This window comes from Streptomyces sp. NPDC054796, from assembly GCF_053611545.1.
This window is the reverse complement of the sequence record NZ_JBSHAO010000006.1, coordinates 165,369-190,853: the sequence shown is the minus strand read 5'-3', so window position 1 is coordinate 190,853 and position 25,485 is coordinate 165,369. Positions and strand designations below refer to the sequence as shown.

Genomic DNA, 25,485 nt, shown 5'->3' with positions numbered 1-25,485 from the left:
ACGGCGCGCGCGGGAGCGGCCTGGGAAACTGGCGCGCGGGCCGCGGCACCCGCGGCCTCCGCGACCGCTCGGAGGACACGAAGATGACGCTCCACTGTGCCGTTCTGGACGACTACCAGGGTGTCGCCCTCTCCCTGGCCGACTGGTCGTCGGGGCTCGGCGACGCGGTGGAGGTACGGACCGTACGGGAGCACATCGCGGACCACGACCGCCTCGCCGAGGAGATCGGCGACTGCGAGATCGTGGTCATCATGCGGGAGCGCACCCCGTTCCCCGAGGAGCTGTTCGCCCGGCTCCCCCGGCTGCGGCTCCTCGTCACGTCCGGCATGCGCAACGCCTCCGTCGACCTCGCCGCCGCCGACCGGCACGGCGTGACCGTGTGCGGTACGGGCAGCGGTTCCGAGGCGCCCGTCGAGCTGACGTGGGCGCTGCTCCTCGGGCTGGCCAGGGACCTCGTCCAGGAGAACACCGCGCTGCGCGAGGGCGGGCCCTGGCAGCGCACGCTCGGAACCGACCTGCACGGGAAGCGGCTCGGCCTGCTGGGGCTCGGCAAGATCGGCGGCAAGGTGGCACGCGTCGGCCAGGCGTTCGGCATGGATGTGGCGGCCTGGAGCCAGAACCTGACGGAGGAGCGGGCCGTGGAAGTCGGCGCGCGGCGCGTCGAAACGAAGGAAGAACTGCTGGAGACGAGCGACTTCGTCTCCGTCCACCTCGTGCTCGGCGACCGTACGCGCGGGCTGCTCGGGGCTGCCGAGCTGAGGCGGATGCGGCCGACGGCGTACCTCGTGAACACCTCACGCGCCGCGATCGTGGACCAGACGGCGCTGGCCGAGGCGCTGCGCGGCGGCTGGATCGCGGGGGCCGGGGTGGACGTGTTCGAGGAGGAGCCGCTGCCCGTCGACCACCCGTACCGCTCCCTGCCGAATCTGCTGGCCACCCCGCACATCGGCTATGTGACGCGGCGCAACTACGAGGGGTACTTCCGCGAGGCGGTGGAGGACATCGCCGCCTGGCTCGCGGGCGAGCCCGTACGCCGACTGCCCCTCTCCTGAACCGGCTGCCGCCCCGTCGCCACCGGGCCCCCGCCCACCGGTCCGTTTGACCTGGAGTGCACTCCAACTCCTACCGTCGTCGTCATCGGGCCTCGTACGGCGGGGCACACCCTTTGGAGGCATCGGCATGACCACTCTCCCCACGAGTCTCCCCACGCGGCACCTCGGCGAACTGGCGGTCTCCGCGCAGGGTCTCGGCTGCATGGGCATGAGCCACGGCTACGGCTCGGCCGACGACGAGCAGTCGGTCGCGACGATCCACCGCGCGCTCGAACTCGGCGTCACCCTGCTGGACACCTCCGACTTCTACGGCGCGGGCCACAACGAGGAGCTGGTCGGCCGCGCCGTCGCCGACCGCCGGGACCAGGCGGTGGTGGCCACCAAGTTCGGCTTCGCCAACCGGCTCGGAGAGCCCACGGCGATCCGGGGCGACGCCGCGTACGTGCGGGAGGCGTGCGACGCCTCGCTGCGACGGCTCGGTCTCGACCACATCGACCTCTACTACCAGCACCGCGTCGACCCGGACGTGCCCATCGAGGAGACCGTCGGCGCGATGGCGGAACTGGTGGCGGCGGGCAAGGTGCGGCACCTCGGACTCTCCGAGGCGAGCGCGGCGACCATCAGGCGGGCGCACGCCGTGCATCCCATCGCGGCGCTCCAGAGCGAGTGGTCGCTGTGGACCCGGGACCTGGAGGCCGAGATCGCGCCCGTCTGCCGTGAACTGGGCATCGGCCTGGTGCCGTTCTCGCCGCTCGGCCGCGGCTTCCTCACCGGGCGCTACACCTCCGTCGAAGGGCTGGCCGAGAACGACATGCGGCGGAGCCAGCCCCGGTTCGCCGAGGGGAACCTCGACAAGAACCTCGCCATCGTCGCGAAGCTGGACGAGCTTGCCGCCGAGAAGGGCGTCACGGCGGGGCAGCTCGCGCTGGCGTGGGTGCAGCACCGGGGGGACGACGTGGTGCCGATTCCGGGGACCCGTCGCCAGAAGTACCTGGAGGAGAACCTCGGCGCGGTCGCGATCGAGCTGTCCGACGGCGACCTCGCCGCCATCGACGCGGCGGCCCCGGCCTCCGAGATCGCGGGCACCCGCTACGACGAGGGCAGCCTCGGCTTCGTCAACCGCTGACGCGCGGCGGGGCTCCGCTGGGACGCGGGGCCCCAGGCCACCCCGGGTCACCCCGTCAGGCTCAGGCTCCAGTCCCCCGCCCGCCCGGCGAGGGTGACGGTGGCCAGTGGCTGGACGTCGATGTGCCAGTACGAGTGCGGCGGGGCCTTCAGCGCGTAGCACAGCGCGGCGCGTACGACGGCGGGCTCGGCGACGGCAACGGCCCAGCCGCCGTTGCCCAGGGGACGGCTGTCGAGCCAGCCGCCGACGCGCTGGATGAACGCCAGCAGCGACTCGCCCCCGTGCGGCGCCGTGCGCGGGTCGCTGAGCCACAGGCTGACCCCGTCCGGCTCCACCTGGGCCACCTCCTGGAGCGTGTGGCCGCGCCAGCGGCCCATGTCGCAGTCGCGCAGGGAGGGCTGGGCGAGGGGGGAGAGCGCGAGCACGTCGCCCGTCTCGCGGCAGCGGGCCGACGGGGAGCAGTAGCGCAGCTCGGCCGCCGCCAGGTGGGAAAGGGCCGGGACCACGCGCCGTACCTCGTGCCAGCCCGCGGCGTCGAGCCCGCGATCGTCCTCGAAGCGCACATCGAGCGCGCCGGAGCTGCGCGCGGCGGCCAACAGCGTGAGGCGAACGTGCATTTGAGGATCGTAGAGCGGGACAGGCCCCGTGTTCGATAGCCGGGAGGCGCCCAGCCGCGCGCGGGCGCGTCCACGTATGCCCGTAGCGCACGCCGTGTGCGGAAAAGGGCATTGCCAAACCCGGCGCGAGCCGCCGGTGACGCTGCCACGATGCGAGGCATGACGACTTCGCCGACCGCGCACGACTACACCTGGTTCCGCGAGCGGTTCCCCGACCTCGCCGAGGCGTACTGCGTGACACTGGTGGAGGGGCTGAGCCCGCGCGAAGCGCTGCTGCGGCTGGGGGTCAACAGCGAGATCCGCGTCCTGTGGGGTGTCCGCGCCCTGTGCGAGGCCGCCTTCGGCGACTGGGAGCTGTGGGACGGCGTGCGCGCCTTCGTCTCGGCCGCCGCCGTGGGGAACTGGGCCCTGGTGATCGAGCCGAACGGTTTCCTGGCCGCCGTGGAGCAGGGCCAGGAGAAGCTGTCGCGGGGCACGCGTCAGATCACCTGCTTCAAGGGGGTCAGCGGGAACGAGCACTTCTCCTGGGTGGAGGACGGCGAGGCCCTGCTGGAGTTCGACCTGCTGACGCCCGGCGAGCGCTTCGGCCGCGAGGCCGACAAGGCGGCCGGGCAGATGCGCGCCGCGGGCTTCGACCTCCGGGACGTCGAAGAGCCCGACGACGCGCTGTACGAGGAGGCGGCGTTCGCGCTCGCCGAACGCCTGACGGGCGTCCCCCTCGACGCCGACCTCCTGGACGGCACCTCGTACCTCTGCGGAATGGCCCCGGAGTTGCCGTAGGCCCCGCGAGGGGGCGCGGCGCGGATACGGGCCCCGACGCGGCCACGGGACCGACACGCGCACCCGCGCCGGGTCGACGGCCTGGGCGGGCCGCCTGTGACGGGCCCCGTTCCCAGGGCAGTCGCCCGTGCCGCTCCCGGCCCGTCGACCGGGCCCGTTGTCCCGGTCCGTCGACCAGGCCCGTGGTTCCAGACCGTCGACCAGACCCGTCGCCCCGAACCGACAACCAGACCCGTGGTTCCAGACCGTCGACCAGACCCCTCGCCCCGAACCGACAACCAGACCCGTGGTTCCAGACCGACGGCCAGACCCCTCGCCCCGGACCGTCATTCAGGCCCGTCGACCAGGTCTCTCGTCCAGGCCCGCCTCGGCCCGGTGCTCAGCACAGACGCTCAGCCCAGGTGCTCAGCCCACCGGCCGTCCGATGACCTCCTCGCAGGCGGACCGCAGCCGCTCCACGCCCTCCACGATCTCGGACTCGGCCGCCGCGGGGGCGAACGTCAGCCGGAGGTGGGGTGCGGCCGACTCGGCGGCGAAGTAGGGGCGGCCCGGGGCGACGGCGACCCCGGCGCGGAGCGCCGCCGCGGTCAGGGCCCGCTCGTCCGTGCCGTCGGGGAGACGCAGCCACAGGTGGTAGCCGCCGCGCGGGGCGTGTGCGAGGGGCAGCCCTGGGAGCCGGGTGGCGAGCGCGGTCAGCATCACCTCGCGCCGCTGCCGCAGCCGGCCCGCGACGGTGCGCAGGTGGCGCCCCCAGGCGGGCGAGCCGACCAGTTCGAGCGCGGCCTCCTGGAGGGGCCTGGGGACGAAGAAGCTGTCGACGATCTGAACGGCGCGGAGCCGCTCCAGCACGGGCCCGCGCGCGGCGAGCGCTCCGACCCGCAGGCTCGGCGAGGTGATCTTGGTGAGGGAGCGGATGTGGACGACGACACCGTCCGGGTCGTCGCCGCGCAGCGTGGGCGGCAGTGGCCCCGCGTCCTCGTGCGCGAGGTGCCGCGCGAAGTCGTCCTCGACGACGAAGGCACCGGCCTCGCGCGCCACGCGCAGCACCTCGGCGCGCCGCTCTGCCGAGAGCACGGCCCCGGTCGGGTTCTGGAACAGCGGCTGGCAGACGAAGACCCGTGCGCCGCTGGCCCGGAACGCGTCGGCGAGCAGTCCGGGGCGCACCCCGTCCGTGTCGACGGGCACGGGCACGGGCCGCAGCCCGGAGGCGCGCGCGGCGGCGAGCATGCCGGGGTAGGTGGGCGACTCGACGAGCACGGCGGCGCCGGGCGGGGCGAGCGCGCGCAGCGCCGTGGTGATGGCGCTCTGGCCGCCCGCCGTGACGAGCACGTCGGCCGCGCCGACGGCGCCCGCCGCGCCGCCGATCTCGCGCGCGAACCAGCCCCGCAGCTCGTCCACGCCCTCGACCGGCGGGCGCCCCCAGGCTCCGGGCCGACGTGCCGCGCGCGCGAGCGCGGCGGACAGCGCCCGCTCCGGCTGCCAACTGGGCGGCAGATAGCCGCCGTTGAGTTCGATGACGCCGGGCGGCGGCTGGGTGAGCGTGGCGAGCACGCCCTCGGCGTCGACGCCGCGCGGTACGTCGTCGGCCGACGGGTCGGCGCTCAGGGCGACCTCCTGCCAGGAGGTGTCCCCGGTCTCCGGCAGCGGCGCGCGCTGTTCGGCACGGTAGGCGCCGGACCCTGGGCGGGTGACGACCAGCCCCTCGGCGGAGAGCGCGGAGAGGGCGCGCGAGACGGTGACGGGGCTGACGCGGTACTGGTCGACGAGCGCCCTGCTGGAGGGCAGCTTCTCACCCGGAGAGTAGCGGTTCACCTCGCCTCGGAGACGAGTGACCAGGTCCGCGACGCTGCTACTCTGCTGCATGAGAGCACAGGATAGCGCTACCGCCGAGTCCCCGATAGCGGTTCCCGCCCCGCAGGCCCTGGATGCCCCGGCCCCGGGCCAGGGCCCGACCTCGGGCCCGGCCTCCGTCGCGAGCGCGGCCACCCGTACCGCCGCACCGCCGGACCCCTCCCCGGAGGGGAGCCCGCACCCGCGCCCGACCCCGGACCCGACGTCGGCGCCGGCGCCGCCCCGTTCCGGCCTGCTCCTCGCCGTCCTCGGCGTCGTCTGCTTCTCGCTCACCTTCCCCGGCACCGCCTGGGCCCTGGAGGGCTTCGGCCCCTGGTCCCTGACCGCACTGCGGACGGTGCTCGCCGCCACCGTCGCGGGGATCGCGCTCGCCGTACGCCGGGTGCCGCCGCCCGCGCGCCGTCACTGGGCCGGGCTCGCCGTCGCCGCGTCCGGTGTCGTGATCGGCTTCCCCCTGCTCACCACGCTCGCGCTCCAGACGTCCACCACGTCGCACGCGGCGGTCGTCGTCGGCCTGCTGCCGCTGACGACGGCGCTCTACTCCTGCGTACGCACCGGCGCCCGCCCCTCCCGCGCCTTCTGGGTCGCGGCGTTCGCGGGGGCCGCCGTCGTCATCGCCTTCGCCCTCCACCAGAGCGGCGGCACCCCGACCACGGGCGACCTCTACCTCTGCGGCGCCCTGCTGATCTGCGCGGCCGGATACGCGGAGGGCGGGCGGCTGGCCCGTGAGCTGTCGGGCCTGGAGATCATCGGCTGGGCCCTCGTCGCCTGTCTGCCGCTGGCTGTTCCCGGCGCCGTCGTCGCGCTGCTGGCCGAGCCCGTCGAGCTGACCGCGCACTCCGTGACGGGGCTGGTGTGGGTTGCCGCCGGTTCCCAGTTGCTCGGGCTCATCGTCTGGTACCGCGCCATGGGCGTCGCCGGGGTGGCCAAGGCCAGTCAGGTGCAGCTCGCGCAGCCCCTGCTCACCCTCGTCTGGTCGGTGCTGCTGCTCGGCGAGCACCTGACGCCCGCCGCTCCCGCCGCCGCCGCGGCGGTCCTGGTGTGCATCGTCGTGGTGCAGCGCAGCCGCGCCTGACGACGGGGCCGCGATGTCCGACGACAAGGGGCGGGCGACGGCGTCTGACGCCAGGGGGCGAACTCCGGCCTCCCGCCGTAGACTTCGGACCACAGCTCGGACATTCCGACCGTACCCCCGCCGAACAGGAGGGCCCTGTCGATGCGAGCCAACACGGGTGACCGTCTGCTGGTGCACGGACGGGTCGTGGGCCAGCACGACCGCGTCGCGGAGATCGTCGAGGTGCTGGGGGCTGACGGCGAACCGCCGTACCGGGTCCGCTTCGAGGACGGTCACGAAGCCGTCATGTCGCCAGGGCCTGACTCCGTGGTCCAGGTGCGGGACGAGCGCTGACGCCCCCGGGGCCCGGACCGGACCTCCGGGCCCCGTACCCGCGCGGCGCGCGCCACCCGCCGCCCGCCGCCCGCCCCGCGACCGTCAGCGCCGCTCCGTCGCCGACGTCGCGTAGTGGTCGGCCACCACGCGGTCCATGGCGCCGATCAGGTCCTGGGACACCTCCTTGGCCGAGAAGAAGACATGCCCCCTGACCTCGGGGAAGTCCCGGCAGAAGGTGAGGTGGCGGGAGAGTTCGGCGGGGTCCTGCCAGGGCGCGGGCTGGCCCGCGGCGCCCGCCTTGTAGAGCGCCTCGCCGATGTGCAGCCGTACGCGCGTCCCGCGCACCGTGTCCGACCACCAGGGCACCAGCTTGGCGTAGTCGGCGGCCTGGAAGCCGATGTGCCAGTAGACCTGCGGGACGACGTAGTCGATCCACTCCTCGCGCACCCAGCGCCGGGTGTCCGCGTAGAGGTTGTCGTAGGTCTGCACACCGGCCTGGGTGTCGGAGCCGAGGGGGTCGGTCGCCTTGTTCCGCCACACCCCGAACGGGCTGATCCCGAAGCGCACGCGCGGCCTGACCGCGTGCACCCGCTCCGCCATCTCCCGCACCAGCAGGTCGATGTTCTCGCGCCGCCAGGAGGCGAGGTCGGGGAAGCCCTGGCCGTAGCGGTGGTAGGCGTCGCTGTCGTCGAAGATCTCGCCGAGGACGGGATACGGGTAGAAGTAGTCGTCCCAGTGGACGCCGTCCACGTCGTAGCGCCGGACCGCGTCGAGCATCGCGTCCTGCACAAACCTGCGCACCTCGGGCAGGCCGGGGTTGTAGTAGAGCTTGCCGCCGTACGGGACCACCCACTCCGGGTGCAGCCGCGCGGGGTGCCCGGGCACGAGGCGCGCCGGGTCCTCGTGCACGGCGATGCGGTACGGGTTGAACCACGCCTCCACCTCCAGGCCCCGCCGGTGGGCCTCGCGCACGACGTAGCCCAGCGGGTCCCAGCCCGGGTCCTTGCCCTGCTCGCCGGTCAGCCATTCCGACCACGGTTCGTACCGGGAGGGCCACAGCGCGTCCGCCGTGGGGCGGGCCTGGAAGAAGACCGTGTTCAGACGGCGGCGTACCGCCGCGTCCAGATAGGCGCGCAGCTCGGCCCGCTGCCGCTCGGGGCTGAGCCCTTGCGCGCTGGGCCAGTCCCTGTTGGTGACGGTGGCCAGCCACATGCCGCGCATCTCCCGGTGACGTCCGCGCCCGCGCCCGCGTGCGCTCGCGTCTCCCGCCGCGAGCCCGATGGTCCCGGTGGCCGCCATACCGGCCGCGACGGCGGCGAAGCGTCTTCGTGTGATGTGCCCCGTGCGGTACATGCGCCTCATGAACCTCAGCTCCCTCTCTGCGGGCCCTACGGGATGGAGACGGCCTCTCAGGGGTCGAACGGTCACCGGGACCGGTCCGCCGATGGTCCCGGCCCCCGACGGGCCCGTACAACCCTCCGTACGGGTTCATCGCGCGCCGCTCACGCGCCGGAGCGTCGGCTTGACATTAAATGATCATGGACAGTTGGGTGAGCTATCGCACCCGCCCCACAAGCCCCGGACACGCACAGGTAACGTCGAGCGGCGAGGTGGCTCGGCCGGGACGCTCCTGACGCTCCCGCCGGCTCCGCCAGGACCCCAAGATCAGCGAAAGGCACGATGTGACCGACATCGAACGCGTCGGAGTGGTGGGCTGCGGCCAGATGGGCGCCGGCATCGCCGAGGTGTGCGCGCGGGCCGGACTGGATGTCATGGTCGCCGAGACCACGGGCGAGGCCCTGGAACTGGGCCGCACCCGGCTGGTGAACTCCCTCGGCAAGGCCGCCGAGCGCGGCAAGCTCACCGAGGAGGAGCGCGACGCCACGCTGGCGCGCCTCACCTTCACCACCGACCTGGGCGACTTCGCCGACCGCGATCTCGTCATCGAGGCGGTTATCGAGAGCGAGCAGGTCAAGACCGAGATCTTCCAGGTCCTGGACCAGGTCGTGACCAGGCCCGACGCGATCCTGGCCTCCAACACCTCCTCCATCCCGCTGGTGAAGCTGGCGGTGGCGACCTCGCGGCCCGACCAGGTCATCGGCATCCACTTCTTCAACCCGGCCCCCGTGCAGCGGCTCGTCGAGCTGATCCCCGCGCTGACCACGGGCGAGGAGACCATCAAGCGGGCCGAGGCCGCGGTGAGCGGGATACTCGGCAAGCACACCATCCGCGCACAGGACCGCTCGGGCTTCGTGGTCAACGCGCTCCTGATCCCCTACCTGCTCTCGGCGATCCGGATGTTCGAGACGGGCATCGCCAGCCGCGAGGACATCGACAACGGCATGGAAATGGGCTGCGCCCACCCCATGGGCCCGCTCAAGCTGACGGACCTCATCGGCCTCGACACCGTCGCCTCGGTGGCCGACTCGATGTACACCGAGTTCAAGGAGCCGCTGTACGCCGCTCCCCCGCTGCTCCAGCGCATGGTGGACGCGGGCCGCCTGGGCCGCAAGGCGGGCGCGGGCTTCTACGCCTACGCCTGACGCCTGCCACCCGTCGCCCCCGCACGGGGCGCCCCCGCGACACCAGCACCGAAGGCCGCTCCCCGAGTACACCCGGGAGGCGGCCTTCACTGGTCGTGGCCGGCGGGGGTGTCGGTGCCGGGGAGTTCTCCGGGAGTCCCCGGCGGGGTCCGACGAGCGGGGCGACGGGGCACTGCTCCGGGGGCGGGCCCAGCGACCCGGCGTGGTCAACCGCGCGTCGCGCCCTCCGGCCAGACCACATCCACCGGCAACCCGGCCCCGCGTGCTTCCTCCACCACGTCCGCCGTGCCGCCGCCCTTGCCCGACGGCGGCTGCCCGTCCCAGACCGCGACCAGACGGTCGGCCCGCTCCAGCAGCACCGCGTTCGCCGCCTCGTACGCCTGCCGGTTCGCCGACTCGTGGGGCATCACCAGGACCTCGTCGGCCGCCCCGATGAGCCGGTCGAACGTGGCGGCATGCTCGGGCTTCACCTTCGCCTGCCGGTAGTCCTCACTCGGCACGACCACGACGAGCCGCCCGCCGACCGCGAGCAGCGCCTCAGCGAACAGGCTGTCGCTGCCCTTCGCGATACACGAGATGCCGGTCAGGTCCGACGGCTCGTAGCGCGCGAGCAACTCCTCCAAACCTGCCCGCACCAAGGGGACGGTGCCGTCGGTCAGATCCATGTGTCCGGTCACCGCGATCGTGGTCACCACTCGGTCCCTTCTCAGCTCGCCAACAGGCCCCGCAGCCGGTCCCGTACCTCCCGCACCGGACGCGACACGCTGTGCCCGACCGTATACGGGTACAGCTCGCCGAGCTGCGCCCGGACCCGCGCGGATCTGGTGAGGCTCGCCGCGTCGACCGCGAGATGCGCCTCTGCCACCGCAGTGTTGAGGTCTCCGGCAAGGAAGTGGCACTCAGCAAGGCCGATACGGTCGAGAGCATGGGAGCGTGCGGCCTCGCCGCCGCGCTGGGCGAGTGCGGTACGGATCTGAACGGCGGCCTGTTCGGCGTGGTCGGGAGCTTGGCGCGCGAGGTCGAGATATCGGCCGCCGGTGACTCCGGCCAGTTCCGCCTCGTCGAAGTAGCTGATCCAGTACGGCTCTTCATCCGGTTTCGCATCGGTCAGTGCTTCCTGGGCCTGCCCGGTTGCCCGGCGGAAAGCCGCGGTGCGGCCCATCGCGGCGTAGGCCCATGCTTCCCGGGTGTGGAGCATGGCCCGCACTCGCGGTCCGGCTGTGCGCCGTGCTCCTTCCTGCGCGAGGCGTACGAGTTCCAGAGCGTCCTGGGGCTGGCCTCGGTAGAGCATCTGCCGGGCCATGCCCGCCAGCACGTTCGCGCCGAACACTGTGTCGTCTCCGGCGTGGGAACTGCGTAGGGCGAGCTTGTAGTAGTCCTGAGCGCGACGCTGATAACCGGAGTCCCAGGCCATGGTTGCAGCGGTGCCCGCCAAGTGCGCCATGACCCGGTACAGACGGGCCTCGACGGTGTCGGCCTGCTGCTCATCCAGCGCGGCGGCGATCTCGCGGAGCTGGCCGAGTACCGCCTTCCGCCGTAGACCACCGCCGTGAGCGTGGTCCCAGCGCCGGAACGCCTGCGCGGTCTGCTCCAGTTGGTCGACGTCACGTTTCCCGAGTCGTCCAGCGCGCCGCCCAGGCGGCGTCTCGGCAGACGGCCGCAGCCAGCCTTCCAGTGGGTCGAGGAGAGCAGGTCCGGTGATCGCGGTGGCCGCGAGTGCACGTGCGGCGTCGCGACGGTCCATCACGAGGTCGCTCCTTGTCAGGTCTACGGCCAGGCCGACTGTGGCGTCCGGGCGCCACGGAACGTCGTCGTCTGCTGGCGACCGTACACCCAGCGACTCCGGCGGCCGGTCGGTCGTGTGTTCCCAGGGGCGAGGAGCGAGACCGAGGAGAGGTCCGGGGATGCGGAGGCCGTCGGCGATGCGGCGGATTACGTCCACAGACGTCACCTGCTGCTGTCCGCTGATGATCGTGGAGACCTTGCCGGGGGTGAGCTGGCAAGCGGACGCGATCCGGTTCTGCGAGAGGCCGCCCCGCTTCTTGATGAGAGCGAAGGCGGCGGCGAAGTCGTGTTCAGCGAGCGCACGACGCACGTCATCCCGGTCAAGGATCTCGGCGTCGAGCGGTCCGGGAGTGATGGCGTCCATGTGTGCCAGCTTCCAGAGGGACCTCAGCACGAGATCAGCCTCATGCTGCGCTGACAACGAGTGTATTACCGCCTCGGTAACCCCTGGCGGTTATACCGAGGTTGGCCTCCCGGGCCCACTCTCGTGATGTCAGCCGATCACCGAGCCAAGGGCCGTCATGGATGCCATCGCAAACCCGCCAGCTCGCCAGTGGGTACCGCCCACGGGGGTTGCCGCTGAGTTACTGCCCGCCGGGGTGCACTGGGACGGAGTGGCGGTCCCCGCGTATCTGGGGGATCGGGTGCTGGCGCGGCTCGGCCGTGAGTCGGGGGCGGTGATCCGGGACCCGTACGGGCACCGTCTGACGTGGCTGGTGCCGCCCGGCACCACGGGCGGCTGGGTGATCCCCGAAATCACGTGTGTGCAACTGCTCAGCGTCACGCAGCACTTGACGGTACCGCCAGACTGGTGCACTCGCTCCGCCTTCACGCACTGGGCACGGGGCTGGGCCGAGCACGGGCTCACCGACGCACGGCTGCTGTACGTGGTGCTCGACGCCGTGATCCGCGCCGAACATGGGCCCCGCGAGTACGCGAGCGGGGCCGGGCGGTGAGCCCGCGCTGTTGCCGGTGCCGTCAGCGGCCGGACACGGTGGAGATCTATGTCCTGTCCGGGGACGGGGCAGGCCCGCGCGGTGTTCCGGTGCAGATCTGCGACGAGTGTGCGCGACGGGCCGCCGCGTGCTGTTTCCGCTGCCGCCAGACCCCCGGCACGCAGGTTGTCCTCGACCTGTACTCCGGCGACGAACGGGGCGCGAGCCCGCAGACACGCACCCGCGCCGTCCCCGTGAAGCTCTGCGACCCCTGCGCGGCCGAGGACGAGGCCCGCACCGCGAGCACGGAGACGCACCGGTGACCCGCCCCCAGTGCGAGGTCGAGGGCGACGACCACGTAGGCCCCGTCATGCGCTACCTGCCCACCGCACGCTACCCCTGGCACGAACCGGTGTGGCTCTGCCCCGGACACGGCGCCTACCTCCCCCTCGCCGCCATCCGCGCCGACGTCACCGGCGAGACCGTCGCCCGCGCCATCACCGTCTTCACCGGCGCCGGAAAACGCCGCGACGACACCGCGCCACCACCCGCCCTACGCGTGGTGCGCGCACCGTGACCCCCACATGCACCCTCACCCGCAACTGACCTGGAGCAGCCCCGTGCCCCGCGACCACACCGTCCTCATCCCCGCCGACCCCGACGACGTCTTCTACGACCCCCACGGCTGGGCCACCACGTCAGGTTTCCCCGTCGCAGTGCTGGACGGCCAGCAGGCACACTTCGTCATGCGCCGCATCCAGGACCGCGCCGTACGCCTCATGTACGAACTCCCCCACGGGACCGCGTTCCTCACCAGCTACCCACGCCCCATGCCCTCCGGACAGGTCATCGAAATCATGGAAGGCAACCTCGCCACCCTCCTCACCGGCTACGCCTGCCACGCCCTCCGCCTGCGCGAAAAGGGCGAACGCATCACCGTCGACGGGGAGACACGCGACTGCCTCTCCACCCTCCTCGCACCCCGCCACTGGTGGCACGCCCGCCACACCCGCATCGGCAAAGCCCTGCAACACGACGGCCGCACCGTCATCCTCACCGCACCCCTCGTCGGCGGACGAGGACTCCACCTCACCACCATGCCGCCCACAGCATGAACAGACCGGTACCGGCCACCGGCCAGGAGTCGGCCACGGCCGGGAGGGGACGTGGTGGGGTGTCCCCGCAGGACGAGCAAGTCACCGGCCGAAAGCCAAAAACGAAACCTTCACGCCGAGGAGACACCCCACCGCGGCACCGACCCCCACCACCCAGCAACCCCACACGGCCACCGGCACAAACCAAGAACCACGCGGCGCCAGCCGCGAACCACCGCAACCACACGCCGCGCCGAAGCCACCGGCCAGGCAGCCGAACACGACGCCCCGGCCACACGACGGCACCCCCGCGAACGGGCAACAAAATCAGCGCGGGACCCTACGGCACCCACCACACCGGCCAACCGTCCCGCGCAACACCCCCGTGAAGAGGGCAACCCCCCGTTTCCTTCCGCACCCCGCGAAGGGGACCCGCACCCGGACCCCGCGCCGGAGAGCCCCTACGCGTACGGCTGACCCCGCGAAGTCCCGCCCCGTTCGCCCCGCCCGCCCCGGCGCCGGCCCTGTTCGTCCGGGAGGCCCGAGACGCGGGGGCAGGGGACGCGGGTGGTGGACGGGTGTGGGCGGGGCAGTTCTCGTTCCGGGGAGGGCGCGGCGGGGCCCGGTTCACCGGGGACGCGGCAGTGGTCGTTGCGGAGGGCGAGGAGCGCCGCGTCGTCGCTGAGCCGTCCGCCGGTGTGGCGCAGCAGCGAACCCCGTACGGACTGGACGAGCGCCGCTGGCCCCGGCCGCCCCGCGAGTGCGGACAGCAGCGCCTCGGCCAGGGGGAAGTAGGCGCCGTCCGCGTTTCTGGCATCCTCCGCGCCATCGGTGTGCACGAACAGCCCGTGCCCCGGCGCCAGCCTCAGCAGCAAGGGCCGGGGAAGCCTCGCGGGCAGCGGAAAGAGCCCGAGCGGGGGCAGCGGTTCGGTCTCGGAGACCGGCTGGGCGCACGGCGGCCCGTGTTCCGGGACGGAGAGACGGTAGGGCCAGGGGTGGCCGCAGTTGAGGAAGGCCACCGAGCCGTCCCGGCCCACCTCCAGCAGCAGCACGGTCATGAACTCCTCGCCCGCGTCCGGCACTTCGGCCGCCGCGAGGGAAGGCGCCCGCCCCGCACCCCCGTGTGTCCCCGCACCCCCGTGCGTCTCGGCACCGCCGTACCCCGCACCGTCGTACCCCGGACCGTCGTACGGATCGCCCAACGCCGATACCGGCGCCGATACCGATCCCATGCCCGGCGCCCCCCGCCCCGCACGGCGCTCGCACAGATGCCGGGACAGCCCCCGCTCCATGCGCCGCAGCACCCCGCCGAGCGAGGGCTCGTCGTAGACCGCCTCGCGGAAGCTGCCGAGCACGGCGGACACGGTGCCGATCGCCGGGAGCCCGTGGCCCCTGACGTCCCCCATGACGACGCGCACGCCGTACGGGGTGGCCACCACGTCGTAGAGATCGCCGCCCACCGAGGCGTCCCGCGTCGCCGACAGATACGCGGACGCCACCGACAGCCCTTCGACGCGCGGCGGCACCGGCCGCAGCAGCACCTCCTGCGCCGCGGTGGCGACGGCACGGGCCCGCGTCAGCTCACCGGCGAGCCGCCCGCGGCGGCGCGCGGTGAGATAGCTGGCCGCCACGACGGACAGGATCGCGGCACACGTGCCGAACCGGCCACCCACGCTCTCGCCCTCGTTCTCGTACGCCAGGGCCGAGCCGATCGGGAAGAGCGCCAGCAGCGCGCAGGCCCCGCCCGCCACCACACCCCGGCGGTGCCCCGTCCCCGCGCAGGCGACGGCGGGGGCTGCGGCGAGGAGCGGGACGGCGTGGGTCTCGAAGGGCACGCGGGCCTCCCAGGCCAGCACCCCGAGGACCCACAGCGCCGGAAGCACGAAGGGCGCGACGAAGACCAGGGCCCTGCGGACCCGCGGCGCGCGGGAAGCGGCGGTGGCGCTGGCGGTGTGCGATGTGTGCGGTGCGACGGCGGCGCCCCCTTTCTGCTCGCGGTCCTTCCGGCGGGCCCGCTCCGGCCTCGCGCTGCCCCTGCGGCCATGACGATGGTGGAGGAGTGCTGGTCCGGATTGACCATGTTCCTGGGAATACTCACCCAATCGAGTGAGCAGGCCGGGGCGCCGCGCGCAGCCGCGACAAGGCGAGGGGCGCGCGGCAGAAAATGCCGCGCGCCCCTCGTCCCACCACCAGGTGTCCGGTGTCCCTACGCCCCGCGCAGCACCGCACCCGTCCGCTCCACGGCGGCGGCCACCGCCGCGTCCCGCGCGGCGCTCGCCTCCTCCGCCTTCAGCGTGCGGTCGTCGGCGCGGAAGCGCAGCGCGTACGCCAGGGACTTCTTGCCCCCGCCGACCTGCTCGCCCGTGAAGACGTCGAACAGCCGCAGCGACTCCAGCAGTTCGCCCGCGCCCGCGCGCAGCGCCGCCTCCACGTCGGCCGCTGGGACGGACTCGTCCACGATCAGCGCGACGTCCTGCGTGGCCACGGGGAACGTGGACACGTGCGGTGCACGCAGCGGGCCGCTGCCCGCGCGCTCGACGAGGCCGAGGTCCAGCTCCATCGCGCAGGTGCGCGGCGGCAGGCCGAGCGCCTTGAGCACGCGCGGGTGCAGCTCGCCCGCGTGTCCGGCGAGGGTCTTCGCGCCGTCGACGGTGACGTACAGCGCGGCGCACCGGCCCGGGTGCCACGGCGCGTACCGCGCGTTCTCCGTCGTCAGCTCGGCGCGGGCCTCGCGGGCCACCGAGCGGGCCGCCTCGACCGCGTCCGCCCAGTCGGCCGGGCGCCCCTTGCCCCACCAGCCCGCCTGCTCGCGCGCGCCCGTGAGGACGACGGCGGCGTGGCGCGGCTGCCGCGGCAGGGCGCGCTCCAGCGCGGCGATCTCTTCGGCGGCCGGACGGCCGGCGACGCTCGGGCGCGGCGCGACCGTCTCCTCGCCCGTCGGCCGGAAGACGAGACCAGTCTCGAAGAGCGCGAGGTCGTGGCTGCCGCGGCCGTCGTTGCGGCGCAGCGCCGCGAGCAGCCCGGGCAGCAGCGTGGTGCGCAGCGCGGGCTCCTCGTCGGAGAGCGGGTTGACGAGCCGGACCGTCGCACGGCGCGGGTCGTCGGCCTCCAGGCCGAGCGCGTCGAAGGCCGCGTCCCCGACGAAGGGGTAGTTGAGCGCCTCGACGTAGCCCGCGCCCGCCAGTGCCCGCCCGACGCGGCGGTGCAGCCGCTGCGACTCGGTCAGGCCCCGGCCAGCGGGGGGCTTGGGCAGCGTGGAGGGCAGGGTCTCGTACCCCTCCAGGCGGATGACCTCCTCGGCGAGGTCGTTCGGGTCCGTCAGGTCGGGCCGCCAGGAGGGGACCGTGACCGTCAGCTCGTCCTGCCCGTACACGTCGCAGCCGACCTGCTGGAGGCGGCGCACGACGGTCTCGCGGCCGTAGGCGACGCCCGCGACCCGGTCGGGGTGATCGGCCGCGACCTTGATGGTGCGCGGCCCCGAGGGCGCGACGATCTCGGTGACCCCGGCCTCGGCCGTGCCGCCCGCGAGCAGCACGAGGAGATCGACGGTGCGCTGCGCCGCCGCCGAGGCGGCCTCCGGGTCGACGCCGCGCTCGAAGCGCTTGGACGCCTCGGAGACCAGCTTGTGCCGCCTCGCCGTACGGGCGATGGCGACGGCGTCGAAGTGCGCGGCCTCCACCAGGATCTCGCGGGTGCCTTCGACGCGGCCGGTCTCCGGGTCCTGCGTGGCGCCGGCGATCTCGGTGTTGGCGCCGCCCATGACACCGGCGAGCCCGATGGGGCCGCGGTTGTCGGTGATGAGCAGGTCCTCGGGGTCCAGCTCCCTGACGGTGCCGTCGAGCGTGGTCAGCTTCTCGCCGGGCTCGGCACGGCGCACGCCGACGGGCCCGTCGAGACGGGAGCGGTCGTAGGCGTGCAGCGGCTGGCCCAGCTCCAGCATCACGTAGTTGGTGATGTCGACGGGGAGCGAGACGGGCCGCATGCCCGCCTTCTGGAGCCTGCGCTTCAGCCAGATCGGCGACCGCGCCTCGGGGCGCAGCCCGGTGACCGTGCGCGCGGTGAAGCGGTCGCACGCCTTGGGGTCCGCGACCTTGACGGGGTGGCCGTAGGAGTTGGGCGTGGGCACGTCCAGCAGCGCGGGGTCGCGCAGCGGGAGGCCGTAGGCGGTGGCCGTCTCGCGGGCGATGCCGCGCATCGACAGGCAGTAGCCGCGGTCCGGGGTGACGGCGATGTCCAGGACCTCGTCGACGAGCTGGAGCAGCTCGATCGCGTCGGTGCCGACCTCGTACTCCGGCGGCAGCACGATGATGCCGTCGTGGTCGTCGCCCATGTCCAGCTCGCGCTCGGAGCAGATCATGCCCTCGGAGACATGGCCGTACGTCTTACGGGCCGCGATCTTGAAGTCGCCCGGCAGGGTGGCGCCGGGGAGGACCACGACGACCTTGTCGCCGACGGCGAAGTTGCGGGCGCCGCAGATGAGGTTCTGCGGCTCGCCCGTGCCGTTGGCGTTGCCGACGTCCACCTGGCAGTAGCGGATGGGCTTCTTGAACTCGGTCAGTTCCTCGATCGCGAGGACCTTGCCGACCACGAGGGGGCCCTCGATACCGGCGCCGAGCCGGTCGACGGTCTCGACCTCCAGGCCCGCCGAAATCAGCTTCGCCGCGACGTCACGTCCTGTCTCACCGGCCGGCAGGTCGACGTACTCCCGCAGCCACGAAAGCGGGGCCCGCATCAGATCTCCATCCCGAACGGCCTGGTGAAGCGCGCGTCACCCTCGACCATGTCTCGCATGTCCTCGACGTTGTGGCGGAACATCAGCATCCGCTCGATGCCGAACCCGAAGGCGAATCCGCTGTACTTCTCCGGGTCGACGCCGCAGGCGCGCAGCACCCGCGGGTTGACCATGCCGCAGCCGCCCAGCTCGATCCAGCCCTCGCTGGAGCAGGTGCGGCAGGGGTTGTCGGGGTCGCCGACCGACTCGCCGCGGCACTTGTAGCAGACCATGTCCATCTCGGCGGACGGCTCGGTGAAGGGGAAGTAGTTGGGCCGCAGCCGCGTGTGCACTCCCTCACCGAACAGCGAGCGCACCATGTGGTCCAGGGTGCCCTTGAGATCGGCCATGGTCAGGCCCTCGTCAACGGCCAGCAGCTCGACCTGCGTGAAGACGGGGGTGTGGGTCGCGTCCAGCTCGTCGGAGCGGAAGACGCGGCCGGGGCAGATGACGTAGACGGGGGGCTCGCGGTCGAGCAGCGTACGGACCTGCACGGGCGAGGTGTGCGTCCGCAGGACGACACCGCTGTCACCGTCAGCGGCCCCGCTGTTCCCCGGCCCCTCGACGAAGAAGGTGTCCTGCATAGTGCGGGCCGGGTGGTCGGGGCCGAGGTTGAGGGCGTCGAAGTTGTACCACTCCGCCTCGACCTCGGGGCCCTCCGCGACCTCGTAGCCCATGGCGACGAAGATGTCCTCGATGCGCTCCATGAGCGTGGTCAGCGGGTGGCGGGCGCCGGCGGGCACGCGGTCGTAGGGCAGCGTGACGTCCACGGCCTCCTCGACCAGCACGCGCTCGTCGCGCTCGCGCTCCAGCTCCTCCTGGCGCAGCTTGAGCGCCTTGCCGACCGCGCCACGGGCCTGGCCGACGCGCTTGCCCGCCTCGGCCTTGGCGTGCGGCGGCAGGGCGCCGATCTCGCGGTTGGCGAGGGCCAGCGGGGAGCGGTCGCCCGAGTGGGCGGCCTTCACCTCGCGCAGCGCTTCGAGGTCACCGGCGGCGGCGATCGCCGCGATCGCCTCGTCCTTCGCCCGGTCGATCTCTTCCGGTTTCAGTGCCTCGACCTCGACAGGGTCGTACGACTTATTGGGTGCCGACATCTCTTCCCGTGCTTCCGATTGATGGCTCCGCTCCGCTCCGCCTCCGCTGGGCGAAGAGGCATCCGGCAGCTGAGCGCGCGCTTTGCCCCAGACCTTGGTGCGAAAGGTGCCAAAGGCCGAGTCTAAAGGGGCCTGCCTGGTCTCTTGTACGCGGACGTGTCCGCACCGGTGTCCGCACCGGTCCGCGGGGAGACGTCCGCACCGGCCCGTGGGCCGCCGGGAAGCCCGTGGCGGGTCAGGCCATGAAGGCCGGAGCGCTCACGGGCAACGTAAATCGGAACTGGGCGCCGCCCGCCTCGGCGGCGCGGCCGACCGTGATGGTGCCGCCGTGCGCCTCGACGATGCCCTTGACGATGTAGAGGCCGAGCCCGGTGCCGCCGCGCTTGCTGCCGCGCCAGAAGCGGGTGAAGACGCGGCCCATCGACTCCTCGGGGATGCCGGGGCCTTCGTCGCTCACGGTGACCGCCGTTCCTTCGTCGCCTGTACGGGTGGGCGCTGGCGCCACCTCGATCGTGACAGTTCCCTCGCCGTGCCGCACCGCGTTTTCCAGCAGGTTGCCCAGCACCTGGTCCACCTTGTCCGGGTCCGCCCACAGCGCGGGCAGCGGCCCGCTGATGCGGGTGACGAAGCGGGAGGCGGGCTGGCCCGCGGTGGTGTGGGCCTCGATGTGACGGCGGACGGCCGCGGCCATGTCGACGGGCTGACGGCGCACCTCCAGCCGTCCCGAGTCGATACGGGAGATGTCCAGCAGCTCCGCGATGAGCCGGGTGACGCGATTGGCGTCGGCGTCCACCGTCTCCAGCATCAGGCGCTTCTGGTCGTCGTTGAACCGCTCCCACTTCGCCAGCAGCGTCGCGGTGAAACCTTTGACCGACGTCAGCGGGGAGCGCAGCTCGTGCGCGACGGTGGCGATCAGCTCCGCGTGTCCCCGCTCCGTGCGCCGCCTGGCCTCGGTGCCGCGCAGGGTGACGACGAGGCGGTGCACGGGGCCCGTGGGGCGCGTGCGGACGTACCGCGCGGAGACCAGCACCTCGCGGCCCCCCGGGAGCAGCAGGTTGCGCTCAGGCTGGCTCTTGCGGGTGGCGAGGCCGCCGTAGGGATCGGTGAGCTGCCACCAGCGGTGGCCCTCCAGATCCTCCAGCGGCAGCGCGCTGTGGATGGGGCGCCCGAGCGCGTCCTCGGCGCTGCGCCCCGTGATCCGGGCCGCCGCGCTGTTGAAGCAGATCACCTGTCCGGTGTGATCGGCGACGACCAGGCCGTCCGGCAGGTCGTCGGGCAGGAGGCCGAGCGCGTCCTCGGCGGCCTGGCGCTGCTGTCCCGGCGCGCCGAAGGAGCGGACGAGCTCGACGCGGGGGGCCGCGGGGGCGCCGCCGATCCGCTCGGGACCTGCGCCCTCGTCCGAGGTCACGGTGTGCTCAGTGGCCGGGGCGCCGCGCGCGCGCCTCCCAGGAGTCTCCACATCCACCACGCCGCACCCCCTCTCCCCTCCGGACTTCCCCGTCCCGGGCCCGCCACCCTACTAGCTCTCGGTGACGGAGCGGCACCCTCCAGCGGACCGCTGCGCACGGGCCGAGGCATACAGGCACACGGCGGCAGCCGTCGCGAGATTGAGGCTCTCGGCACTGCCGTGGATCGGAACGCGCACCGTCGCGTCCGCGAGTGCGCGGGTCTCCTCCGGGAGCCCCCACGCCTCGTTACCGAAGATCCACGCGGTGGGCGCGCCCATGGTTCCCGCGTCCAGCTCCTCATCGAGATCGCTCTCGCCCGCGCCGTCTGCCGCGAGCACCCGCACCCCGCTCTTCCCCAGGCCGCGCGCCGCCTCCTCGACGGGCACGCCGACGGCGACGGGGAGGTGGAAGAGCGACCCGGCCGAGGCGCGTACGGCCTTGGGGTTGTAGAGGTCCACGGAGGCGTCCGTGAAGACGACGGCCTCGGCGCCCGCCGCGTCGGCGCAGCGCAGCACGGTGCCCGCGTTGCCCGGGTCGCGCACGTGCGCGAGGACGGCGACCAGCCGGGGGCGCGCGGCGAGCACGTCGGCGAAGGGCCGGTCGACGAAGCGGCAGACGCCGACCAGTCCCTGCGGGGTCACCGTCTGCGCGATGTCCGCGAGGGTCGCCTCGTCGGCCAGGTGGACGCGGGCGCCCTCCGCGCGGGCGCGGGCGAGGATCGCGTCGTGCCGCTGTGCCGCCTCGGGCGTGGCGAACAGCTCCAGCAGGGTGGGCCCGCCGTCCGCGCCTCGGTGCGCGACGGCCTCCCGTACGGCCTGCGGCCCCTCGGCGAGGAAGCGGTGGTCCTTGCCGCGGAAGTTGCGGCGCACCAGCCGCCGCGCGGCGGCCACGCGCGCGGAGCGCGGGGAGATCAGCTCGGGGGTGCCCATGGGCGGCGGCTCACTTCTCACGTCGTCACGTCGTCTGTCACTGGGGCTGGCGCCGGGCCTGTCACGGGGTCTGGCGCCGGATGCGGCGGTGCGGGCCCCGCACTGGCCCCGCACACAATGACGGACCCGCAGGCCAGGGGCCTGCGGGTCCGTACACGCGCGCTCTGCGGCCGTGCTTCAGGCGGCCTTCGGAGCGTTGACGTCGCTCGGCAGGGCCTTCTGGGCCACCTCGACGAGCGCGGCGAACGCGTTGATGTCATTGACCGCCAGCTCGGCCAGCATCTTCCGGTCCACCTCGATGTTGGCGGCCTTCAGACCCTGGATGAAGCGGTTGTAGGTGATGCCGTTGGCGCGGGCAGCGGCGTTGATCCGCTGGATCCAGAGCTGACGGAAGTCGCCCTTGCGCTTCTTGCGGTCGTTGTAGTTGTAGACGTAGGAGTGGGTGACCTGCTCCTTCGCCTTCCGGTAGAGGCGGGAGCGCTGGCCGCGGTAGCCGCTGGCCTGCTCCAGGATCGCCCGGCGCTTCTTCTGAGCGTTGACCGCCCGCTTGACGCGTGCCACTTGATAACTCCTTGTAGGCGGGGCCGGTGAGCATGGTTCCGCTCATCCATCCGGCCCGGAACGAATGGGTCCCGGTCGTGCGGGGGTCTTACTTGCCGAGAAGCTTCTTGACCTTCTTGGCGTCGGCCGGGGCCATCTCGGTCTTGCCGGCAAGGCGGCGCGTCAGTGTCGAGGGCTTGTGCTCGAGAAGGTGGCGGCGACCGGCGCGCTGGCGCATCACCTTGCCGGAGCCGGTGACCTTGAAGCGCTTGCGGGCACCACTGTGCGTCTTGTTCTTCGGCATGTCGCCGTACTCTCCTCGTCGGTGGTGCTTCCCTCGTCCTCCCGTCGACGGACGGGCACACGGAAGCACCAAGTCGTTCGTGTGTGTTTCCCGGGGCGGGTGCCCCCGGAGGGGCTCACGCCTCGGCGGGCTCCTCGGCCTGCTCGGCGGGCTGCTCGCTCGGCTGCTCACCAGGGTTCTCGCTCTGGTGGCGGCTGACCTTGCGTGCGGCCTGCGCCTCGCGGGCCTCGGCCATCGCCTCGGTCTTCTTCTTGTGAGGACCGAGAACCATGATCATGTTGCGGCCGTCCTGCTTCGGGTTGGACTCCACGAAGCCCAGGTCGGCCACATCGTCAGCGAGCCGCTGGAGCAGGCGGAAGCCCAGCTCCGGGCGGGACTGCTCACGACCGCGGAACATGATCGTGATCTTGACCTTGTCACCCTGCTTGAGGAACCGGACGACGTGACCCTTCTTGGTGTCATAGTCGTGCGGATCGATCTTCGGCCGGAGCTTCATCTCCTTGATGACCGTGTGCGCCTGGTTCTTGCGCGATTCACGGGCCTTCATGGCCGACTCGTACTTGAACTTTCCGTAGTCCATGAGCTTGCAGACAGGCGGGCGGGCCTGTGCCGCCACCTCGACGAGGTCGAGGTCGTACTCCTGCGCAAGCTCCAGGGCCTTGGCAAGCGGCACAATGCCGACCTGCTCGCCACTGGGACCGACGAGTCGCACCTCGGGGACACGAATCCGGTCGTTGATGCGGGGCTCGGCGCTGATGGGGCCTCCTCGGGTGCACCGCGCGGCCATCTGGCGAACGGCCGCACATGAGTCTGTTAATGGTGACCACCGGGCCGGAACGCACAAAACGCCCCGGACAGGACACAGACGGGGCTCCTCATGGACCGGAGCACCGCCGTGAGAACCCACGGGGCGCAGCCTGACCTTTGACCCGCGATCCGGGAGATCGCCAGGTGGGAGTTTGAAGAGCCTCCACTTGCGGGCTGGAGACCGCACCAACGCAATATGCGAGAGCACAGTCTTCAGCCGGTCGATTTCCCAGCATACCAGGGGGCGCGAGTGGTCCCCACACGTCCGTACGAGCCGGGCGGGGAATAGGGTGTGCCGCATGAGCGACACCGCACCTTCCGGATCCGCCGGGCCCTCCGGTCAGAACCCCGACTTCGACAGCATGACCCGCGACATCGCGGACGTGCCGGCCGTCGAGGTGATCACCACGGTGGCGGTGCACCTGATGAGCTCCGCCGCCGTGAACCTCGGGCTCTCCGAGGACGGCGAGCAGCACAAGGACCTGGACGAGGCCAGGAAGCTGATCCACTCGCTGGCCGGGCTGGTCACGGCGAGCGCGACCGAGATCGGTTCCTACCACGCGGGACCGCTCAGGGACGGCCTGAAGTCGCTCCAGCTCGCCTTCCGCGAGGCGTCCCTCGTACCGGACGAGCCCGGCCAGGGCCCCGGCGAGAAGTTCACGGGCCCCGTCTACGGCTGAGTGGATCACCGGGCCGCCGTTCAGCGGCTCGTGGATTCCGCCGGTTCGGCGTTCGCCAGCTCGTCCCGGCCCGTCTGCGGGTGGGTGACCCGGTGGACGAGCGCCGCGAGGACGGCGCCGATCAGCGGCGCGACGATGAACAGCCAGAGCTGCGTCAGCGCGGAGCCCGTCGCGAAGAGGGCGGGGCCGATGCTTCGGGCCGGGTTGACGGAGGTGCCCGTCAGCGGGATGCCGACGAGGTGGACGACGGCCAGCGCCATGCCGATGGGCAGCCCGTCGAAGCCGACGACGGCCACCTTGTGGGTCACCGACAGCACGACGTAGACCAGCAGCATCGTCAGGATCAGCTCGGCGACGAAGGCGCCGAAGGCGTTGATGTGGACCGCCGAGCGGTCGCCGAAGCCGTTGCTGCCGAACGCCTCGTCGGTCTGGAGCCCCGGCACCTGCTTGGCCACCAGGAAGAGCAGCGCCGAGCCCACGATCGCGCCGACGAGCTGCGCGATCCAGTAGCGGATGGCCGTGTGCAGGCTCATGCGCCGGGCCATCAGCATGCCGAGGGTCACCGCCGGGTTCACATGGCAGCCCGAGATCGGCCCGATGGCGTAGGCGAGTGCCAGCAGGGTGAAGCCGAAGGAGAGCGCGACGCCGAGGGTGCCGATGTACTCGCTCGACAGGACGGCCGCGCCGACCGCGAAGAAGACCAGAAGCAGGGTTCCGAGGAACTCCGCCGCGTAGGGCTGCGGGTTCGTCTCGACCTCTTCGGCCGACATGGACGACCGCAAAGACGACTGCATGGACGACATGGTCGGCATGACACCCTCCCGTCACGTCCGGGTGGTCGGGAGATCCGGTCCTTCCCGATCTCTCCTAGAGTGTCCGCCGCCTTCCGCCGGGCCGCACGCCGAGGCGCCGCGGGGCCCTGCCTCGGGGTGTCAGCGCCGGTAGAGGGCCCGCTCCGGGAGGGTGCTGCCGGGCGGAAGGAGCGCGAGGTCGAGCCCGTGCACGAGCCGGGAGCGCAGCGTCTCGTGCCCGGCCAGCGCCCCGGCCAGCCGCTCCGCGACCGTACGGGCCTCGGCTCCGGGTTCGAGGGAGAGCGCGAGGGTGCCGTCGGAGGCTTCGCCTCCGGGGGCCAGGTGGGCGCCTGCCACGTCGGGCTCGGCCGCGAGCACTGCGCGCAGGGCCTCGGCGACGACGGGGTCGGCGGCCGGGTCCGTGCGCGTACGGCCCTCGGCGAGCGCGTGCAGGGCGGGGCCTGTGAGCGGGTAGGTGACGGGGCCCGCGAGGTCGAGGACGAGGGTGTCGGCACCCTCGTGGGCGAGGGCCTGGAGCGCCTGGCGCAGGGGGACGGCCACGGGGCGCGCGTCGGCGCGCCAGCGGGCCAGTGCGGCGGTGGAGGTGAAGGCGGGCAGCGCCCTGCGTCCGCCGGGTGCGGTGAGGGTGGGTACCGCCATGTCGCTGGACTTCTCGCGGCGCAGCCCGTCCTCGCCGGCCTCGCTCTCCCCCAGGACGGCGACGACGGGGACGAGCAGCCGGGCCCCGGCCAGCGCCGTGAGCAGCCGCGCCTCGGTACCGGGATCCGAGGGTGCCGCCTGCCAGGCGGCGAGGGCCTCGGTCAGTGCGGGGTCGGCCGAGCCGTCGTCGTCGGCGAAACCGGGGTCGGGGATGTTCTTGAGCGCCACGCCCCGAGGGTATCCGGCGGGGTCCTGGCGCCCCGAGGCCGGTGCACGCGTGGGGCGGGC

The 25,485-nt window shown here is 72.8% G+C and carries 26 protein-coding genes; 11 read left to right on the top strand and 15 right to left on the bottom strand.

Annotated elements, in window-relative coordinates:
• The first annotated feature begins 83 nt into the window (after nt 1–83).
• Both ACWGJ2_RS07650 and ACWGJ2_RS07645 read left to right on the top strand, forming a co-directional pair.
• Nucleotides 84–1,052, top strand: coding sequence for a D-2-hydroxyacid dehydrogenase family protein (locus ACWGJ2_RS07650; protein WP_453345063.1), 969 nt, complete (start codon nt 84–86; stop codon nt 1,050–1,052).
• Nucleotides 1,053–1,179: 127 nt separating this feature from the next.
• A complete protein-coding gene (locus ACWGJ2_RS07645) occupies nt 1,180–2,178 on the top strand; it encodes an aldo/keto reductase (protein WP_453345062.1) in 999 nt (332 codons plus the stop codon).
• 47 nt (nt 2,179–2,225) lie between these two features.
• Here ACWGJ2_RS07645 and ACWGJ2_RS07640 read toward each other — a convergent pair whose 3' ends face one another.
• Nucleotides 2,226–2,795 (bottom strand): histidine phosphatase family protein, encoded by a 570-nt coding sequence (locus tag ACWGJ2_RS07640; RefSeq protein ID WP_453345061.1) that lies wholly within the window; start codon nt 2,793–2,795, stop codon nt 2,226–2,228.
• Between the two features lie 159 nt (nt 2,796–2,954).
• On the opposite strand from ACWGJ2_RS07640, the gene ACWGJ2_RS07635 reads away from it, so the two are divergent.
• Entirely contained in the window at nt 2,955–3,575 is a 621-nt protein-coding gene (locus tag ACWGJ2_RS07635) for a DUF6461 domain-containing protein (protein WP_453345060.1), read from the top strand.
• A 405-nt stretch (nt 3,576–3,980) separates the two neighbouring features.
• On the opposite strand, the gene ACWGJ2_RS07630 is transcribed toward ACWGJ2_RS07635, so the two are convergent.
• On the bottom strand, nt 3,981–5,438 hold the full coding sequence (locus ACWGJ2_RS07630; protein WP_453345059.1) for an aminotransferase-like domain-containing protein: 1,458 nt from the start codon (nt 5,436–5,438) through the stop codon (nt 3,981–3,983).
• On the opposite strand from ACWGJ2_RS07630, the gene ACWGJ2_RS07625 reads away from it, so the two are divergent.
• On the top strand, nt 5,437–6,501 hold the full coding sequence (locus ACWGJ2_RS07625; protein WP_453345058.1) for an EamA family transporter: 1,065 nt from the start codon (nt 5,437–5,439) through the stop codon (nt 6,499–6,501). The two genes, ACWGJ2_RS07630 and ACWGJ2_RS07625, sit on opposite strands and share 2 nt — an antisense overlap.
• A gap of 141 nt (nt 6,502–6,642) precedes the next feature.
• Nucleotides 6,643–6,834 carry a DUF1918 domain-containing protein gene (locus tag ACWGJ2_RS07620; protein ID WP_453345057.1) on the top strand — a complete coding sequence of 64 codons (192 nt, stop codon included), beginning with the start codon at nt 6,643–6,645 and terminating at the stop codon, nt 6,832–6,834.
• Between the two features lie 84 nt (nt 6,835–6,918).
• Here the strand turns inward: ACWGJ2_RS07620 and ACWGJ2_RS07615 are convergent, their stop codons facing one another.
• Nucleotides 6,919–8,169, bottom strand: a complete 1,251-nt coding sequence (locus ACWGJ2_RS07615) for a glycoside hydrolase family 10 protein (protein ID WP_453345122.1) — start codon at nt 8,167–8,169, stop codon at nt 6,919–6,921.
• A gap of 329 nt (nt 8,170–8,498) precedes the next feature.
• On the opposite strand from ACWGJ2_RS07615, the gene ACWGJ2_RS07610 reads away from it, so the two are divergent.
• The gene (locus ACWGJ2_RS07610) at nt 8,499–9,359 is read left to right on the top strand and encodes a 3-hydroxybutyryl-CoA dehydrogenase (protein ID WP_453345056.1); all 861 of its coding nucleotides are present in this window, start codon (nt 8,499–8,501) and stop codon (nt 9,357–9,359) included.
• 206 nt (nt 9,360–9,565) lie between these two features.
• Here ACWGJ2_RS07610 and ACWGJ2_RS07605 read toward each other — a convergent pair whose 3' ends face one another.
• Together ACWGJ2_RS07605 and ACWGJ2_RS07600 are read right to left on the bottom strand one after the other, a co-directional pair.
• Complete coding sequence (locus tag ACWGJ2_RS07605) at nt 9,566–10,051, bottom strand: hypothetical protein (protein ID WP_453345055.1); 486 nt, start codon at nt 10,049–10,051, stop codon at nt 9,566–9,568.
• 14 nt (nt 10,052–10,065) lie between these two features.
• Nucleotides 10,066–11,508: a helix-turn-helix domain-containing protein gene (locus tag ACWGJ2_RS07600; RefSeq protein ID WP_453345054.1), complete on the bottom strand. Its 1,443-nt coding sequence runs from the start codon at nt 11,506–11,508 to the stop codon at nt 10,066–10,068.
• A gap of 157 nt (nt 11,509–11,665) precedes the next feature.
• Here ACWGJ2_RS07600 and ACWGJ2_RS07595 point away from each other — a divergent pair, with 157 nt between their 5' ends.
• Genes ACWGJ2_RS07595 through ACWGJ2_RS07580 form a run of 4 tightly spaced genes read left to right on the top strand, consistent with a single transcriptional unit; the run spans nt 11,666 to nt 13,194 of the window.
• Nucleotides 11,666–12,100: a hypothetical protein gene (locus tag ACWGJ2_RS07595; protein ID WP_453345053.1), complete on the top strand. Its 435-nt coding sequence runs from the start codon at nt 11,666–11,668 to the stop codon at nt 12,098–12,100.
• A 38-nt stretch (nt 12,101–12,138) separates the two neighbouring features.
• Complete coding sequence (locus ACWGJ2_RS07590; RefSeq protein ID WP_453345052.1) at nt 12,139–12,402, top strand: hypothetical protein; 264 nt, start codon at nt 12,139–12,141, stop codon at nt 12,400–12,402.
• Nucleotides 12,399–12,656, top strand: a complete 258-nt coding sequence (locus ACWGJ2_RS07585; RefSeq protein ID WP_453345051.1) for a hypothetical protein — start codon at nt 12,399–12,401, stop codon at nt 12,654–12,656. The genes ACWGJ2_RS07590 and ACWGJ2_RS07585 overlap by 4 nt, the downstream gene beginning before the upstream one ends.
• A gap of 43 nt (nt 12,657–12,699) precedes the next feature.
• Nucleotides 12,700–13,194 carry a hypothetical protein gene (locus ACWGJ2_RS07580; protein WP_453345050.1) on the top strand — a complete coding sequence of 165 codons (495 nt, stop codon included), beginning with the start codon at nt 12,700–12,702 and terminating at the stop codon, nt 13,192–13,194.
• Between the two features lie 440 nt (nt 13,195–13,634).
• Here the strand turns inward: ACWGJ2_RS07580 and ACWGJ2_RS07575 are convergent, their stop codons facing one another.
• The 8 genes from ACWGJ2_RS07575 to infC all read right to left on the bottom strand — a co-directional run bounded on the left by ACWGJ2_RS07575 (nt 13,635) and on the right by infC (nt 23,046).
• The gene (locus ACWGJ2_RS07575) at nt 13,635–14,846 is read right to left on the bottom strand and encodes a PP2C family protein-serine/threonine phosphatase (protein ID WP_453345121.1); all 1,212 of its coding nucleotides are present in this window, start codon (nt 14,844–14,846) and stop codon (nt 13,635–13,637) included.
• Between the two features lie 533 nt (nt 14,847–15,379).
• On the bottom strand, nt 15,380–17,905 hold the full coding sequence (gene pheT, locus ACWGJ2_RS07570) for a phenylalanine--tRNA ligase subunit beta (protein ID WP_453345049.1): 2,526 nt from the start codon (nt 17,903–17,905) through the stop codon (nt 15,380–15,382).
• A complete protein-coding gene (pheS, locus tag ACWGJ2_RS07565) occupies nt 17,905–19,038 on the bottom strand; it encodes a phenylalanine--tRNA ligase subunit alpha (RefSeq protein WP_453345048.1) in 1,134 nt (377 codons plus the stop codon). The genes pheT and pheS overlap by 1 nt, the downstream gene beginning before the upstream one ends.
• Nucleotides 19,039–19,273: 235 nt before the next feature.
• Complete coding sequence (locus ACWGJ2_RS07560; protein ID WP_453345047.1) at nt 19,274–20,446, bottom strand: ATP-binding protein; 1,173 nt, start codon at nt 20,444–20,446, stop codon at nt 19,274–19,276.
• 111 nt (nt 20,447–20,557) lie between these two features.
• Nucleotides 20,558–21,415: a TrmH family RNA methyltransferase gene (locus ACWGJ2_RS07555; protein ID WP_453345046.1), complete on the bottom strand. Its 858-nt coding sequence runs from the start codon at nt 21,413–21,415 to the stop codon at nt 20,558–20,560.
• A gap of 177 nt (nt 21,416–21,592) precedes the next feature.
• Entirely contained in the window at nt 21,593–21,976 is a 384-nt protein-coding gene (rplT, locus tag ACWGJ2_RS07550) for a 50S ribosomal protein L20 (RefSeq protein ID WP_453345045.1), read from the bottom strand.
• An 88-nt stretch (nt 21,977–22,064) separates the two neighbouring features.
• Nucleotides 22,065–22,259: a 50S ribosomal protein L35 gene (gene rpmI, locus ACWGJ2_RS07545; protein ID WP_028431538.1), complete on the bottom strand. Its 195-nt coding sequence runs from the start codon at nt 22,257–22,259 to the stop codon at nt 22,065–22,067.
• Nucleotides 22,260–22,374: 115 nt separating this feature from the next.
• Nucleotides 22,375–23,046: a translation initiation factor IF-3 gene (gene infC / locus ACWGJ2_RS07540; protein ID WP_453345044.1), complete on the bottom strand. Its 672-nt coding sequence runs from the start codon at nt 23,044–23,046 to the stop codon at nt 22,375–22,377.
• Between the two features lie 319 nt (nt 23,047–23,365).
• Between infC and ACWGJ2_RS07535 the strand changes: the two genes are divergently transcribed.
• A complete protein-coding gene (locus tag ACWGJ2_RS07535; RefSeq protein ID WP_453345043.1) occupies nt 23,366–23,746 on the top strand; it encodes a DUF1844 domain-containing protein in 381 nt (126 codons plus the stop codon).
• Nucleotides 23,747–23,766: 20 nt separating this feature from the next.
• Here ACWGJ2_RS07535 and ACWGJ2_RS07530 read toward each other — a convergent pair whose 3' ends face one another.
• A complete protein-coding gene (locus tag ACWGJ2_RS07530) occupies nt 23,767–24,516 on the bottom strand; it encodes an MIP family channel protein (RefSeq protein ID WP_453345120.1) in 750 nt (249 codons plus the stop codon).
• A gap of 162 nt (nt 24,517–24,678) precedes the next feature.
• Nucleotides 24,679–25,425, bottom strand: coding sequence for an SseB family protein (locus tag ACWGJ2_RS07525; protein ID WP_453345042.1), 747 nt, complete (start codon nt 25,423–25,425; stop codon nt 24,679–24,681).
• Nucleotides 25,426–25,485: the final 60 nt, after the last annotated feature.